Consider the following 14,970-nt stretch of genomic DNA (forward strand, 5'->3'; position numbering starts at 1 on the left):
ATATGTTTTGTTTCATTTAAAGTCAATTCTGTTTTGCTTAATTTTTCCTTATGTCATAAAACTGTCGGAAGTAAATAATACTTGCATATTTCGACAAAAGTTCATATAATAAGTTCATAAGAACCTTTAAAATGTTTTTAAAATAAATCTATCATTCTACATTTACGAGAAAGATAGATTTCACATATATCTATATAAAAGGAGAATGGATATAATATGTTGAAAAAACTTGTAGCAGTCATGACAGCATTCATGGTTATCTTTGGAGCTAGTAGCTTCATGTTTGTAGATCACGCAGCAGCGAAGAGTTACAAATCTGGTAAAAAATCTTACACACCAAGTTCTGGTCAAAAGTCAAAAGTTGATTTGAACAAAAAAGATAATAACGTGAATTCACAAAAAACGACAACAGACTCAAAAACAAAAGCAACAAACACAGCACCAAAAAGTAATAAAGGAAGCTTTATGAAAGGTTTATTACTAGGTGGTCTTGGTGGTTTACTAATGGGTAGCTTATTTGCAAATATGGGAGCTCTTGGTTCTGTATTAGCGTTTATGGTAAATATGTTAGTAATGGCTGGTATCGTAATGTTAGCAGTTCGTGCATTTAAATACTTCAAAGATCAACGTAAGAAAAAGGAAGATGAAGTAGCATGGAAACAATAAAAATTTCTGAACAAGAACTTATCAATTCGCTTTGCGTATATATCGCTGAAAAAAGACAAGTCGGTCCAGAAGAAGTTTTAGTTGAACTAATGTATGATGATGACTATGGTTTCTCTGCTGAAGTAGAGGTAAATGGTCGCAAACAAATTTTAATTCAAGCGAATTTAATCGAAGCACTACGCTTATTGCTTGACAGAGAATATAATGTCAATTCATTTGCAGCAAGATTACAACTTGAATTAGACGATGAAGAAGGCATTTACGCATTAGCGAAATTTAATAATGATGAACAATAAAACTGTTAGAGCCTTATGCTCTAACAGTTTTTTATTTTGATTAATATTATTAGTATGTTTCCTTTTTTGGGATAAAATCCAATTATTAATAAACTAATGAATTGGTAAAAACATGTTATTATAAGCAGGAATATTTTATGTTAATAGGAGGATATAATGAAAAAGAAATTATTAGTAGCATTAGCTGCGGTTTGTTTATCTTTAACTGCTTGTAATTCAACAGAACAAACAAAAGATGTACAAACGAACGAAAAGAAAGATAAGAATGTGGAACAACAAACTGCAACTACTAGCCCAAAAGCTAAAGAAATTACAGAGAAAAGTACAGTAGAAAGATTATCTCAAGATAATAATGTTTCATTAGAAGGTGATGGTGAGAATTCTTCTGACTTTTTTGAATTAAAATCTGGATTTGTCATTGCTGAGGTAGAACATACAGGAGAAAGTAATGCGATTCTTGAGTTGAAAGACGAACAAGGTAATGACGCTGGTTCACTTTCAAATTTTATTGGTAATGGAAAAGAAAAAAGGTTAGTTCTCGTAAAAAAGAGCGGTAAATATTTCATCAATCCTACAGCGGATGGTCATTGGAAAGTCAATATGTCACAGTCTATTCCAATGGATAAAGTAATAACAACTCCGGGAACAATTAGTGGCCATGGATCTGATGCTGTTTTTGTAAAACTTGAAAAAGGCTTGAAAGAGTTACATGGTGTACATATGAACGGTGAAAGTAATTTTATTGTTGAATTAAATGATAGTATAGTATTTAATGAAATTGGTGCAGCTGATACAACGAAAAAAATGCCTGTAAAAGAAAATGGCATACATATTTTCACTATTCAAGCAGATGGTGATTGGACAATTGAAGTGAAATAATTTGAAAAGCTCCCCTTATTATTGGTGATAAGGGGAGCCTTTTGTTATAGAAAGTATATTAAATAATTTCTTGTTGTTTATATGAAGTATCCTTTTTAGAATGAAAATCACGCCAGATCTCATTTATCTTCCGTCTACCAACATCAACCATCGGGTTAAACTGAATGGCAGCTTGTTGACGCACAGTGTGGACATTTTGAATTGCTTGTCGCAAGTGTTGTTCAACCGAATGAGCTTTTTTATTTGCTTGTTTTACGATTGAATAACCAGCAACAGTTCCTTGTGCCATTGCGATTTTCCCGCTTTCAATGCCAGTTATATTACCCGCTACAAATAAACCGGTAAGAGGGGTTTCCATTGTTTCGGAATGGAGAGGTACGTGCCCGCCTAATTCCGGAATGTAACGGAAAGGACAACCAGCTACAGCGGCTAACTCAGCAAGAGGGTATAAGCCGCCGGCAATACAAACGAAGTCTGCCTCATATATTTGTTCCGTTCCAGTTATGATGTTTCCTTTCGTATCAATATTAGCAACACGTACACCTTCAACTTGATCTGTACCGATAATTTCAAGAGCTGCTTTTCGGAGGTGAAGAGGTGTGCCATTTATTTTCATACCGTTATTTGGATAGAAGTTTAATCCAGCTTGTTTCGCCCAATTATATTTCATCAATCGACTACCTATACGTAATAATGGTGACGGGGCAAGGTGGGAAGCATGTAAGAGAGAATTTAAAACTTCTTCTGGTTCACCAGCCTTTTGACTTAATTCGCTTTTTTCAGGAAGTACGATATGTTCCACTTTAATTCCCGCTAATTGTAATTCATTTAAAATAGCGAATGACAAAATGTTAGCACCAATAATTACTCCTTTTTGCCCAACTTGAACGCGATGTACATTTGTCATAACTTGGGCTGCCCCAATTGACATGACTCCTGGAAGTGTCCAACCAGGAAGAGGGATAGAGTACTCAGCGGCGCCAGTAGCAAGTAAAACGAACGGTGCTTCTAACGTACCGATATTCGTATGTACGAACCAAGAACTTTCATCTTTATCTAAATTATAGACGGAAATACCGCATCGAATATTAACTGAAAGTGATTTTGCTTCTTCATGAAGTCGTTTTGATTCCTCTATTCCGTTCCACCATTCTCCAGTAGGTTCTTGATGTAATTGTCCGAGCAACCTTCCGCCAGGTTTCATAAATTCATCTATAACAAGTACATTCAGTCCAAATCGAGCGCAAGAGATGGAGGCAGATAAACCTGCTGGTCCAGCTCCGATAATAATGACATCGTTCATCGCTTTTTCACCATCTCTCTCACGATATTTGGATGCTGTTTACCACTATCAACAACCATGTTGTCTTCTACAACGGTTAAGCATGCGCGTACGTTCGTTTGATTGTTTACTGTGACGCGGCATTCAGAACAATGCCCAATATTACAGTAAATACCTCGCGGTGTTCCGCTATCTTCATGCACTCTTAATGTTCGTATTCCGTTTGCGAGTAAAGCGGCCGCAATCGTTTCATATTCATAGGCTTCATATTGTTGCCCGTTAAATTGGAAAGTGATGCGCTTACTATTATTTAAACTCCCTAAAATAGGGTGATGGGTAATTCTATTCATTGATTTTCACCTACCGTTCCAAAGGTGACTGCGCGCACAGGTGGTTGATATTTTAATGGAATTTCATTAGTAGTTACGTCAGGATTTGCACTTTCAATCATTCGATCTATCATCATTCTACATGTGCGACCACCGCAAAATCCCATGCCAGCACGTGTTCTTAGTTTTAATTCTCTTGCCGAGCATTTATATTCAGCAATTGTCGATTGAAGTTGACCGTATGTAACTTCTTCACATCGACAAACAATTAAGTGATCTTTATTCGTCATATGTATTCCTCCTCTAGTTCGGTTTGCACAAATTATTATGCAAAAACTATGCCAATATAGAGGAGAGAGACGGTTATTGTAATCCAAGCTTTTTTAAACGGTTATATAAAGTGGCTCTCGTTACACCGAGTTGTTTCGCGCACTCTAATTTATTTCCATTTAATATGCGTAAAGCCCTCTCAATGACTTTCTTCTCATGCTCATCCATCTCTTCTTGCAAAGAGAGAATCGTATGATTGTTGCTGAGTAATAGGGAATGTGCCGTAGGATTGTCTAACGTTTCGGTTGTATGAAATGGTAAATATTCTTGTTTTATAATACCGTCAGTCGCAAATACGACAAGTCTTTCAACAACGTTACGAAGCTCGCGAATATTACCTGGCCAATTGTAATGAAGTAGCTCATGCATAATGCTGGAAGGTAAGTCACGAATTGGTCTGTTGTAGTTGATTGAAAAATCGTTTAAGAAAGAATAGGTTAATTCAATAATATCCTCGCGTCTTTCGCGCAGCGGTGGAATATGCAAGCTAACTACATTTAAGCGATAGTATAAATCTTCTCGGAACGTGCCTTTTCTCATTTCCTCTTGTAAATCACGATTTGTAGCAGCGATAATGCGGAAATTAATATGAATCTCTTTTTCTCCACCAACTCGGTAATATTTTCGTTCTTGTAATACACGCAATAGCTTTACTTGCATATCGAGTGGCATTTCTCCTATTTCATCAAGGAATAGTGTGCCACCTTGCGCGAGCTCTATTTTACCTTTCTTACCTTTACTATTTGCACCAGAAAACGCCCCGCGCTCATACCCGAATAATTCACTTTCAAATAACGCTTCTGGAATGGCGCCGCAGTTAATTGAAATGAAAGGTGCTTTAGCCGCCTCGCTTGCTTCATGAATCGCTTTCGCAAATACTTCTTTCCCAACACCACTTTCGCCGAGAATTAAAACAGTTGATTTCACCGAACAAACCTTTCTAGCTAATTGAATCGTTCTTTGTATAACAGGGCTCTTTCCATTCATGGCAAGGAAAGGATCTGATTCCTCTTTGTACTTTGCAACCTCTTGTTCTAAACGGTGCATTTCATGAGACATATTAAATAGTTTTTCATTAAGTGCGACTTGATTTGTAACATCTGTTTCTGAAACGACTGCTCCAATAATTTCATCGTTACAATAAACTGGGTTTGAATTTATTAATACGAACAAATCTGGACGAGGTTGATGGAACTGAGCGATTATGCTTTTTCCGTCATGTAATGATTGTAGGATCTCCAAATCTTTATAGTCAAAAAAGCGAGTGATAGGTTGTCCAATAATTTCATTATGATTGACTGAAAAAATCTTTTCGGCGCCATCTGTCCAAGTTCGAACACATTCTTTATCATCGATGACTGTAACGGAAGAATCCGTAGTTTGAATTACGGTGTTATAGAAAGATTGTAGTTCATTGTAGGACTTAACTAGAAACGGAATGATTTGCTGAGTCGTTATACAGTATATAGGCTCTTTATTTTCGTTCATTATGATAACGACTATTTCATTGGAGAATGCGTCAATTAAAGCGATGAATGAGTCATTTTCATTTATTACTGCACAGTTATATTCTTCTGTAGTAGAAGAGCGGTAATAATACTTTTCGTTAACTTGCTCAATATGTTGCATGCTGTTTGTATGATCAATTGATAAAGTTTTTAGAAATTCTTTTATTGTGGGAAATGAGAATGCCATATTGTCCTCCTGTTATGTATAAAAATTTTGACAGTGATAAAAAAATAATACACCTATTTACGATAAATTTAAAATATTTTTACAAATAAAAATAATATTAATAAAAATTGTATATATGTACAGTTGGCACGTCAATTGCATAAAAGAAAGTGAGAGATGAAAAAGAAGGGAGGGGTGCTACGTGAGGCACTGTGACGTTTTAATAATAGGCGGTGGTATTATAGGGTGTTCTATCGCTTATTACACTTCAAAATACGGAAGAGACGTAACAATCATTGAAAAAGGAGAATTTGTCAGTGGGACGTCTTCACGGTGTGACGGAAATATTTTGGCTATCGATAAAGATCCGGGGTTTGATAGTCAAATGTCGTTAGTAAGTCAAAAATTAGTTACTGATTTAAGTGAAGAGTTAGAGCACTCATTTGAATATAGGGCGCCAGGAAGTATTCTCGTATGTGAGTCAGACGAAGAAATGGAAGCAGCGGAGCAATGGGTGAATCGTCAAAAAGAAGCCGGTTTACCGTTCCGAATGCTTGATAGGCAAGATATAAGAGCGGAATCGCCATTTTTTGCGGACGATTTATTAGGTGGTTTAGAATGCGCAACGGATTCAACTGTAAATCCATATCTTCTTGCTTTTTCACTTCTTGCAGAATCGAAGAAATTTGGTACGAAAGCTTTTAATCATACGGAAGTAAAAGAAATGAAAAGAGGTATAGACGGTTCCTTTATTGTAGAAACGACTAACGGTACGTTTACTGCGAAGCAAGTGGTGAACGCAGCTGGTGTGTGGGCTCCGAAAATCGGAGAAATGTTGGATGTAAATATCCCAATTGAACCAAGAAAAGGCCATATTATTGTAGCTTCAAGGCAACAACACGTTGGTTGCCGTAAAGTAATGGAATTTGGTTATTTAATTTCTAAATTTGGTGGGAAACGAAAAGTGGATGCTTTAACTGAAAAATATGGGGTAGCTCTTGTATTTGAGCCGACAGAAAGCCAAAATTTTTTAATTGGTAGTAGTAGAGAGTTTGTAGGATTTCATACGAGGATAAATAACGAGGTTATTAAATGTATTGCGAACAGAGCAATTCGCTTTTATCCGAAAATGGCGGATATGATGGTGATTCGTTCATACGCTGGATTACGCCCATGGACAGAAGATCATTTGCCAATTATTTCACGCGTGGAACATATTCCGACCTACTTTATAGCAGCGGGGCATGAAGGGGATGGCATTAGCCTTGCAGCAGTTACTGGAAAAGTGATTGAAGAGTTATTAAATGAAAAAGAAACAATCATTCCAATTGAACCACTTCGTTTGAGTCGTTTTACAGAAAGGGTGTTAAACGGATGAGGTCACAAAGAGTCTTTACGACAATCGATACACATACGGGCGGGAATCCAACGAGAACATTGATAAGCGGACTTCCAAAGTTAATTGGAGAGACGATGGCAGAGAAGATGTTACATATGAAAAAGGAGTATGACTGGATTCGCAAATTGTTAATGAATGAACCGCGTGGTCATGATGTAATGTCAGGAGCACTATTAACAGATCCATGTCATCCTGAAGCAGATATTGGTGTTATTTACATAGAAACAGGTGGATATTTACCGATGTGTGGTCACGATACAATTGGTGTATGTACAGCTTTAATTGAATCAGGTTTAATTCCGGTAGTTGAACCGATTACTTCGTTAAAGTTAGACACGCCAGCCGGCTTAGTTGAAGTGGATATCTTTGTTCAAGATGGAAAAGCAAAAGAAGTCTCCTTCTGTAACATACCGGCTTTTTTACTGAAACATATTACTGTACAAGTCGAAGGAATTGGAATTGTTGAAGCAGATATTGCATATGGAGGAAATTTCTATGCCATTATTGATGCGAAGTCAGTAGGTTTAGAGTTAGTACCGGAAAATGCATCTACAATCATCGATAAGGCTATTCATATTAGAAATATTATAAATGAAAAATTTGAAATCATTCATCCAGAGCATTCGTTTATTAGAGGATTAACCCATGTTGAATTTTATACAAGTCCTACTCATGAAAGTGCGCATGTGAAAAATACAGTTGTTGTTCCACCAGGGGGAATTGATCGTTCTCCATGTGGTACAGGAACATCAGCGAAATTAGCGGTATTATACGCTAATCAAAAAATCGAGATGAATGAAGGGTTTATTCACGAGAGTATCGTTGGCTCTCTATTTAAAGGGTACGTCATAAATACGACAAATGTTGAAAATATTGAAGCTGTCGTAACAAAAATTACAGGTTCAGCTTGGCTTATGGGAATGCATAGATTTTTTTACAATGAAATGGATCCACTTAAAGAAGGCTTTTTGCTAATTCCGCCGATGGAACATGAAACGGAGGATGTAAAATGAACATTCAAAAAATGTATACAACAGTAGACGTACATGTAAATGGTGAAGCATTTCGTGTAATGAAAGATGTACCTTGTAAATACTACTGCAGTTTAGATCAATTAAATGAACAATTTTCGGGTGAATTAGCAGAAGAAATGCAGCTTTTATTAAATGAACCGCGTGGTTTTATCGGTTTAAATGGATGTATTGTCGTTCCTTCTATTCATACGGAAGTCGATGCAGCTGTATTATTTTTTAATCATGAAGGATCCATTCCTCTTCATTATGGAGGTATTGTCGCAGTAATAACGATGTTACTAGAAAGTGGTTATTTAAAAAAGAGAGATACGAATCAATACAAAATCGAAACGTTATCTGGCATATTTTCAGTCTATGCGTATGTAGAGAATGATGAAGTTGTATCTGTTTCGTTTGAAAGTAAACTATGTTATATGATTGAGAAAAATTTACAAGTTGGTAATATAAGTTACTCTCTCATACAGGCAGATAAAGTATACGCAGTTGTAGAAAAAGGTGCGTATTCGCCAGAAATTCGTATTGAAAGCATTTCAGAATTGAAAAAATGGGGAGAAGCTACACTTCAAGCTATACAAAAACAGTCACTTATAAAAAGACTTATTTTAGTAGATTCCACGCAAAAAGAAAAGAACCATATAAAGTCGATTACATTTCATGAAGATAACTTTATCGTACGTTCGCCGGGGTTTGTCTCTACTATTGTGTCTTTTGTTCATACATTATTTAAAAATGATTATATAGCGGATAAACCTTTTATAAATGAAAGTATCTTTAATAGCTTTATAACTGTTGAAAAAGTGAAGAAGGAAGAAACGGGTTACATTTTCCGTTTTGAAAGTAGAGGGTATATTACAGGGATGCAGACGTTTCTATTAGACCCTACAGATCCGTTTCCGACAGGATTTTTATTAAAATAAAATGGTAAAGGGAGAGATAAATATGAAAAAAATTAAAGGGGCATTTCCGGTATTAATCACACCGATGGATGAGTTGCAAGAAATTAATTGGAACGGTGTAAAACAAAACGTAAACTATTTTATTGAGCAAAGAGTAGCTGGCATTATTATTAATGGAAGTACAGGGGAATTTGTTAGTTTATCAAAAGAAGAACGATTTAAAATGGTAGAAACAGTATTAAAAGAAGTTGATGGACGTATTCCAGTTATTGTTGGAACTGCAGCAGAAACGACGAAAGAGACGATTGAATATACGAAACATGCAGAAGCGCATGGAGCGGATTGCGCATTAATTATTAACTCGTACTATTGTAAACCGAAAGAAGAGGAAATTTATTTTCATTTTAAAGAAATCTCAAACGCTGTAAATATACCAATTATGTTATACAATAATCCGTTTACATCTGGTGTTGATATAAGTACAGAGCTCATGCTACGTATTGGAAAAGAATGTGAAAATGTTACACATATTAAAGAATCTAGCGGGGATATTCGAAAAGCAAGAGATTTAGTAAGACAAGGCGAAGGTGCTTTTCAAGTATTCTGCGGATCTGAAGATTTAGTTATGGAATCATATTTAGTTGGTGCAACAGGGTGGGTTTCTGTAGCCGGAAATATCGTACCGGGACTTGTTACGAAAATGTATGAGCATTTCCAAAATGGTGAATTAGAAAAAGCTTGGGAAATTAACGATGCGATTTTACCACTTTGCGAGTTTCTGGAAGGATCAGGAAAGTATGTACAAATCGTTAAACGCTCCATGGAATTGCACGGGCAAGCCGGGGGGCCTTCTCGTTATCCGAGACTTGGATTAACTGAAGAAGAAGATCAAAAACTTCAAATGCTTATTTCAAAAATCGCAGCTCATGCAGCTGTTTAACTAAGGAGGAGATCATATATGTTAACGACAAATTTTGAGCTGAGGCCAAAAGTGAAAGCGTTTTTAAATGAAGAAATTAAAATGTTTATTAATGGTGAATTTGTTCCTTCCATTAGCGGGAAGACATTTGAGACATACAATCCAGCAACAGAAGATGTTCTAGCTGTCGTATGCGAAGCGCAAGAAGAGGATGTTGATGCAGCAGTAAAAGCGGCAAGATCTGCATTTGAATCAGGACCTTGGGCAGAAATGACTACCGCTGAAAGAGCGCATCTTATTTATAAATTAGCAGACTTAATTGAAGAGCATGGAGAAGAATTAGCGCAGTTAGAAGCATTGGATAACGGGAAACCATATCAAGTAGCACTAGATGATGATATTGCAGCAACAGTAGAAAATTATCGCTATTACGCGGGATGGGCTACAAAAATAATCGGGCAAACAATCCCAATTTCAAAAGATTACTTAAATTACACACGCCATGAACCTGTTGGCGTTGTAGGTCAAATAATTCCTTGGAATTTTCCGCTCGTTATGTCTTCTTGGAAAATGGGAGCTGCACTCGCAACAGGTTGTACAATCGTATTAAAGCCAGCAGAACAAACGCCTTTATCATTATTATATACAGCGAAACTTTTTAAAGAAGCAGGTTTTCCAGATGGTGTAGTAAACTTTGTTCCAGGTTTTGGTCCTGTAGCAGGAGCTGCTATCGTAAACCATCATGATATTGATAAGGTAGCCTTCACAGGTTCAACTGTTACAGGGAAATATATTATGCGTCAATCTGCAGAAACAATTAAACATGTAACGTTAGAACTTGGAGGTAAATCACCAAATATCATTTTAGAAGACGCTGATTTAGAAGAAGCGATTAACGGCGCATTCCAAGGCATTATGTATAATCACGGTCAAAATTGTAGTGCCGGCTCTCGCGTATTCGTTCACCGAAAACATTACGAAACAGTCGTAAATGAACTAGTAAAAATGGCGAATAACGTGAAACTTGGAGCAGGTATGGAGAAGGAGACGGAAATGGGTCCACTCGTATCTAAAAAGCAACAAGAGCGTGTGCTACATTACATTGAACAAGGGAAAGCTGAAGGGGCTACTGTTGCTGCTGGTGGTGAACGTGCATTTGAAAAAGGTTATTTTGTACAGCCAACGGTATTCACAGATGTTACCGACGATATGACGATAGTTAAGGAAGAAATATTCGGGCCAGTTGTCGTTGTACTTCCATTTGATTCAACGGAAGAGGTAATCGAAAGAGCAAATCGCTCTTCTTACGGACTCGCTGCCGGCGTATGGACTCAAAATATTAAAACAGGACATCAAGTTGCCAATAAACTAAAGGCAGGAACAGTATGGATTAATGATTATAACTTAGAAAATGCAGCTGCACCATTTGGTGGGTTTAAACAATCTGGTATCGGTCGTGAGTTAGGTTCATATGCGCTTGATAACTATACAGAAGTGAAAAGTGTTTGGGTGAATATAAAGTAATAGAGAATCTAACTATTAATAAATAGAGGGATGAAATAATAAGAGATGCGGACAACTGGAAGATTTTATAATAGTTGTCCGTTTTCTTATATATAAAATAGCTTTCAAAAGAATGATAAGGGGGATTTGGATGGAGCAATTAGTAGAGTGGTTAGTAGGGCAAGTATGGAGTATTGGGTTAGTTGTTTTTGCATTAGGGGCAGGCGTGTATTTCACAATCGCAACTCGTTTTCTACAAATCCGTTATTTTAAAGAGATGATTAAATTATTATTTGAAGGGAAGAGCTCGGAGACGGGAATTTCATCCTTTCAAGCATTTTGTTTAGCGTTATCTGGTAGGGTTGGAATAGGTAATATTGCAGGGGTCGCGACAGCTATCGCTTTTGGCGGACCTGGAGCGGTATTTTGGATGTGGGTAATGGCTCTTTTAGGAGCAGCTAGTGCATTTGTTGAATCAACATTATCTCAAGTGTATAAAAGTAAAGTGGGAAATGAATATCGCGGTGGTACACCATACTTCATTGAAAAAGGCTTAAAAATGAAATGGTTTGCAGTTATTGTAGCGGTCGTTGTAACACTTTCATATGGCGTTTTATTACCAGGTATTCAATCTAGTAGTATCGCAGTTGGATTTGAAAACTCTAACGGTATTAGTAAATATATAACTGGTATATTGTTAGTCGTATTATTAGCAGCAATCATTTTTGGCGGCGTAAAGAGAATTGCTGGCGTTTCCCAAATGCTTGTTCCATTTATGGCAATTGGTTATGTAATTGTTACATGTATCGTATTAATTGCGAATGTAACAGAAATTCCAAGTATGTTCTCTTTAATTTTCTCTAGTGCTTTTGGTGTAAATGAAATGTTTGGCGGAATCGTCGGTGCAGCAATTGCATGGGGGGTAAAGCGCGCTGTATTTTCAAATGTTGCTGGTGTTGGAGAAGCGACGTATAGCTCCGCTGCCGCTGAAGTATCCCATCCTGCAAAACAAGGGTTAGTGCAAGCGTTTTCTGTATATATCGATACAATTGTTGTATGTACAGCGACAGCTCTTATGATTTTAATAACAGGCATGTATAATGTTATACCTGAAGGAAAAAGCGCTATTGTAAAGAATATAGGGAATGTTGATGCTGGTCCAATCTATACACAACAAGCAGTTGAAACTGTTATGACAGGGTTTGGTCCATTATTCATTTCAATCGCAATCTTCTTCTTCGCATTTACAACATTACTCGCATACTACTATATCGCTGAGACGACACTTACTTATTTAGATCGTGATCTTAAACATAGATGGTTAAAACCAGTTTTAAAAATTGGATTTTTAATTATGGTTTACGTCGGTAGTGTAGAATCAGCTTCGCTTTTATGGAATCTTGGAGATTTAGGAATTGGTAGTATGGCATGGTTAAACTTAATCGCGATTCTACTATTAAGTAAAATCGCATTAAAAGTGTTAAAAGATTATGAAGCACAGAAAAAAGAAGGGAAAGATCCGGTATTTGATCCTAAAAATGTAGGAATTGAAGGTTTAACATTTTGGGAAGAAAGAAGTAAAGAGATTGAAAGGAAAAACTATAAAGAACAATCAGTAGTAGATGACAGCCTAAAATTGTAAATTAAATAAACTGAATATTCTTTTTATTTAAAGGGGTATATTGCCTTCTTTTCATCACATACTACAATAGGTACACATAATTGGAATGGGGGTAATAATAAGATGGAACAAGAACAACATAGTTCAGTAAATGACGTTCTACATCATTATAAAGAAGGTATCGGTAGTTTTACAAACCAAATTCCTGAAATTGCTGAAACATATAATGCATTCACGCAAGCTTGTTTTCAAGAGGGCGCTTTAACAAAAAGGGAAAAACAACTTATCGCATTAGGAATTAGTTTAGCAACGCAAGATGAATATTGTACCATTTATCATACAAAGGGTTGCCTTGATCAAGGATGCTCAGATAAAGAAATTCTGGAAGCATGTGGTGTATCAGCAGCATTTGCTGGTGGAGCTGCAATGAGTCAAGCGGTAACTTTAGTACAGGAATGTTTAACAGAACTGAAAAATCAAAATCATTGAATAGAAAAGAACGTTTTAAACTTTATGTTTAAAACGTTTTTTATGTGAAATTAAATTTGTATTCACTTTAATATTCTATGTCTTTATAAATTGATTTCTCTACATCAGAAAGAATTTTGTATATGCTCTTACCAATTATAGATTCTAATAATTTCATCTTAGTATTTCATTGTTCCTTCGTTTAAAATTGGTACAATGAAACAAAAGGGGGATTAGTAATGCAAAATGTAGTAATTGAAGAGATTAAGCAAATAAAAGATGATGTGGAGGAGCTTTCTACACTTTTGAAAACGGTTGTAGATGAGGGGGCGTCAATTGGTTTTTTACCTCCACTGGAACAAAAAGAATCAGCGAAGTATTGGGAAACTGTATTAGCACCAGAAGTGATCTTGTATGTTGCTAAAATAAATAATGAAGTGGTAGGGAGTATTCAATTACATTTAGTTACAAAGCCTAATGGGATTCATAGAGCTGAAATTTGTAAATTAATGACTCATCCAAACTTTAGACGTAATGGGATTGGACGTTTACTTATGCAAAAAGCAGAGGAGCGAGCAAAACAAGAGAAAAGGTCCCTTTTAGTGCTAGATACGAGAGAAGGAGACCCTTCCAATAGATTATATAAATCATTAAACTATCAAGAAGCTGGAAAAATACCAGAATACGCAATATCTCCAAATGGTAATTTAGATGCAACGGTTATATATTATAAAATTATTTAAACTGTAGTGAAACGGTTATAATGACTAATTGTAAGTGAATGAATAATAAGCAACTATTATAACACCGTCTATATTTCTCTGGCGGTGTTATATGAATTTATCAATAAAATTTATTTAATGAACTAAATGAATTTGAGAAAGTTTTTAGGGGGTTCTGTTTGTATGGTCTTCCAACTTATAATGAATGTAGAGAAGATGACTAGCCAACTATAGTTATTTTCGCTTTATTATGGGAAAGGGGATGACGGGATGAAAACGAAAGGTTTACAGAAGGTGAAGAAAGTTATATTAAGTGGTGGTATATTACTTACGGGATTGTTAACTTTCGGTTTTTCAGAAAAAGCTTCAGCTCATGGGTATGTTGAATCACCAGCGAGCCGTTCTTATTTATGTAAACAAGGGGTAAATGTAAATTGCGGGCCAATTCAATACGAGCCGCAAAGTGTAGAAGGAATAGGTGGATTCCCGCAATTAGGACCTTCTGATGGACAAATTGCAGGAGCTGGCCATTTTCCTGCTTTAGACGTTCAAACAGTTGATAGGTGGAAGAAAGTTACGTTAAACGGCGGGACGAATACATTTAAGTGGAAACTAACCGCACCTCATAGTACGAAAGAATGGAAATACTATATTACGAAAAAAGATTGGAATCCAAATAAGCCTTTAACAAGATCTGATTTAGATTTAGTACCATTTTATGTGAAAAATGACGGAGGGGCTAAACCAGGAACTTCTGTAATACATGAAGCAAATGTACCTACTGATAGAAATGGATATCACCTTATTTTAGCTGTATGGGAAATTGCAGATACTGGGAATGCATTTTATCAAGTGATAGATGTTAACCTGGTAAATAATGGTTTGGCATCGAATTTCGAGCTAAATCATGTAGTGCAAGTTCCTACACTATTTTAAATAAAATATACATTTT

General features: G+C 36.2%; 16 protein-coding genes and 1 pseudogene. 12 read left to right on the plus strand and 5 right to left on the minus strand.

The window, feature by feature from the left end:
• Window positions 1-216 precede the first annotated feature (216 nt).
• From ACTFOB_RS00610 to ACTFOB_RS00620, 3 genes are all read left to right on the plus strand, one after another.
• The gene (locus ACTFOB_RS00610) at window positions 217-666 is read left to right on the plus strand and encodes a hypothetical protein (RefSeq protein WP_063259931.1); all 450 of its coding nucleotides are present in this window, start codon (window positions 217-219) and stop codon (window positions 664-666) included.
• A complete protein-coding gene (locus ACTFOB_RS00615; protein WP_440023893.1) occupies window positions 654-962 on the plus strand; it encodes a YxcD family protein in 309 nt (102 codons plus the stop codon). Before ACTFOB_RS00610 ends, ACTFOB_RS00615 begins: the two co-directional genes overlap by 13 nt.
• A 156-nt stretch (window positions 963-1,118) precedes the next feature.
• Complete coding sequence (locus ACTFOB_RS00620) at window positions 1,119-1,841, plus strand: hypothetical protein (protein WP_151635284.1); 723 nt, start codon at window positions 1,119-1,121, stop codon at window positions 1,839-1,841.
• A gap of 58 nt (window positions 1,842-1,899) precedes the next feature.
• On the opposite strand, the gene ACTFOB_RS00625 is transcribed toward ACTFOB_RS00620, so the two are convergent.
• The 4 genes from ACTFOB_RS00625 to ACTFOB_RS00640 form a co-directional block, all read right to left on the minus strand.
• Window positions 1,900-3,144 (minus strand): NAD(P)/FAD-dependent oxidoreductase, encoded by a 1,245-nt coding sequence (locus tag ACTFOB_RS00625; RefSeq protein WP_440023894.1) that lies wholly within the window; start codon window positions 3,142-3,144, stop codon window positions 1,900-1,902.
• Window positions 3,141-3,473 carry a (2Fe-2S)-binding protein gene (locus ACTFOB_RS00630; protein ID WP_440023895.1) on the minus strand — a complete coding sequence of 111 codons (333 nt, stop codon included), beginning with the start codon at window positions 3,471-3,473 and terminating at the stop codon, window positions 3,141-3,143. The genes ACTFOB_RS00625 and ACTFOB_RS00630 overlap by 4 nt, the downstream gene beginning before the upstream one ends.
• Window positions 3,470-3,742 (minus strand): (2Fe-2S)-binding protein, encoded by a 273-nt coding sequence (locus ACTFOB_RS00635; protein ID WP_440023896.1) that lies wholly within the window; start codon window positions 3,740-3,742, stop codon window positions 3,470-3,472. The genes ACTFOB_RS00630 and ACTFOB_RS00635 overlap by 4 nt, the downstream gene beginning before the upstream one ends.
• A gap of 73 nt (window positions 3,743-3,815) precedes the next feature.
• Window positions 3,816-5,477, minus strand: coding sequence for a sigma-54 interaction domain-containing protein (locus ACTFOB_RS00640; RefSeq protein WP_440023898.1), 1,662 nt, complete (start codon window positions 5,475-5,477; stop codon window positions 3,816-3,818).
• A gap of 181 nt (window positions 5,478-5,658) precedes the next feature.
• Here ACTFOB_RS00640 and ACTFOB_RS00645 point away from each other — a divergent pair, with 181 nt between their 5' ends.
• The 7 genes from ACTFOB_RS00645 to ACTFOB_RS00675 all read left to right on the plus strand — a co-directional run bounded on the left by ACTFOB_RS00645 (window position 5,659) and on the right by ACTFOB_RS00675 (window position 13,317).
• Window positions 5,659-6,834: an NAD(P)/FAD-dependent oxidoreductase gene (locus tag ACTFOB_RS00645; protein WP_440023900.1), complete on the plus strand. Its 1,176-nt coding sequence runs from the start codon at window positions 5,659-5,661 to the stop codon at window positions 6,832-6,834.
• Complete coding sequence (locus tag ACTFOB_RS00650; RefSeq protein ID WP_440023902.1) at window positions 6,831-7,868, plus strand: proline racemase family protein; 1,038 nt, start codon at window positions 6,831-6,833, stop codon at window positions 7,866-7,868. Before ACTFOB_RS00645 ends, ACTFOB_RS00650 begins: the two co-directional genes overlap by 4 nt.
• Entirely contained in the window at window positions 7,865-8,806 is a 942-nt protein-coding gene (locus ACTFOB_RS00655) for a proline racemase family protein (RefSeq protein WP_440023903.1), read from the plus strand. Before ACTFOB_RS00650 ends, ACTFOB_RS00655 begins: the two co-directional genes overlap by 4 nt.
• Window position 8,807: 1 nt before the next feature.
• Window positions 8,808-9,725: a 4-hydroxy-tetrahydrodipicolinate synthase gene (gene dapA / locus ACTFOB_RS00660; RefSeq protein ID WP_440023904.1), complete on the plus strand. Its 918-nt coding sequence runs from the start codon at window positions 8,808-8,810 to the stop codon at window positions 9,723-9,725.
• A gap of 18 nt (window positions 9,726-9,743) precedes the next feature.
• Window positions 9,744-11,228, plus strand: a complete 1,485-nt coding sequence (locus ACTFOB_RS00665) for an aldehyde dehydrogenase family protein (RefSeq protein WP_440023906.1) — start codon at window positions 9,744-9,746, stop codon at window positions 11,226-11,228.
• 130 nt (window positions 11,229-11,358) lie between these two features.
• A complete protein-coding gene (locus tag ACTFOB_RS00670) occupies window positions 11,359-12,849 on the plus strand; it encodes an alanine/glycine:cation symporter family protein (RefSeq protein WP_440023907.1) in 1,491 nt (496 codons plus the stop codon).
• 102 nt (window positions 12,850-12,951) lie between these two features.
• Window positions 12,952-13,317 (plus strand): carboxymuconolactone decarboxylase family protein, encoded by a 366-nt coding sequence (locus ACTFOB_RS00675; RefSeq protein ID WP_440023908.1) that lies wholly within the window; start codon window positions 12,952-12,954, stop codon window positions 13,315-13,317.
• Window positions 13,318-13,384: 67 nt separating this feature from the next.
• Here ACTFOB_RS00675 and ACTFOB_RS00680 read toward each other — a convergent pair.
• Window positions 13,385-13,465, minus strand: a pseudogene (locus ACTFOB_RS00680) (HD domain-containing protein); the annotation flags it as partial.
• 70 nt (window positions 13,466-13,535) lie between these two features.
• Here ACTFOB_RS00680 and ACTFOB_RS00685 point away from each other — a divergent pair.
• Both ACTFOB_RS00685 and ACTFOB_RS00690 read left to right on the plus strand, forming a co-directional pair.
• Entirely contained in the window at window positions 13,536-14,039 is a 504-nt protein-coding gene (locus tag ACTFOB_RS00685) for an N-acetyltransferase family protein (protein WP_440023909.1), read from the plus strand.
• Between the two features lie 249 nt (window positions 14,040-14,288).
• Window positions 14,289-14,954, plus strand: coding sequence for a lytic polysaccharide monooxygenase (locus ACTFOB_RS00690; RefSeq protein ID WP_440023911.1), 666 nt, complete (start codon window positions 14,289-14,291; stop codon window positions 14,952-14,954).
• The last annotated feature ends 16 nt before the right edge of the window (window positions 14,955-14,970 follow it).

Origin of the sequence: Bacillus cereus group sp. MYBK79-1 (assembly GCF_051915365.1) — a bacterium.
In the GTDB taxonomy this organism is placed as follows: Bacteria; Bacillota; Bacilli; order Bacillales; family Bacillaceae_G; genus Bacillus_A.